A 499-nucleotide genomic window follows, 5' to 3' on the forward strand; every position below is an offset into this window, starting at 1 on the left:
GGTCCGCCTTCAGCACCAGCTCCTGGGTAACGTCTTCCTTGCCGATCACCTGCGCCGCGCCATAGTCGCCACGCATGAATTCACGGCCCTCGCGCACATCGAGCGCCAGCCGCAGGATCGGGTTGTCGCGCGCCTGCCGGTGGATTTCGGTCAGCAAAAAATCCGGCTCGTGGTCGGTGAAGAAGCCGCCACCCGAGATCGGCGGCAGCTGGCCGGGGTCGCCCAGCACCAGGATCGGCGTGCCGAAACTCATCAGGTCGCGGCCGAGCTGCTCGTCGACCATCGAGCATTCGTCGATGACGACCAGTTTCGCCCGCGTAATCGGGCTCTGGCGGTTAAGCGAGAAGGTCGGCGACATCGAGGTCTTGCCGGTGACCTCGTCCGATACCGATTCCTCGCCCTTCGGCCGATAGATCAGCGAATGAATGGTGCGCGCATTGACCGCGCCCTTGGAGCGCAGCACCTGCGCCGCCTTCACCGGCAAGGCGGCGAACTGCAC

The 499-nt window shown here is 65.1% G+C and carries 1 protein-coding gene; it reads right to left on the reverse strand.

The genetic code is table 11. The annotated features are described in order from the left end of the window. Window positions 1-499, reverse strand: a 499-nt coding sequence (locus tag EN939_RS37370; RefSeq protein ID WP_164751658.1) for an ATP-dependent DNA helicase, incomplete at both ends; no start/stop codon positions are given.

This window comes from Mesorhizobium sp. M7A.F.Ca.CA.002.05.1.1 (assembly GCF_003998335.1).
GTDB lineage: Bacteria > Pseudomonadota > Alphaproteobacteria > Rhizobiales > Rhizobiaceae > Mesorhizobium.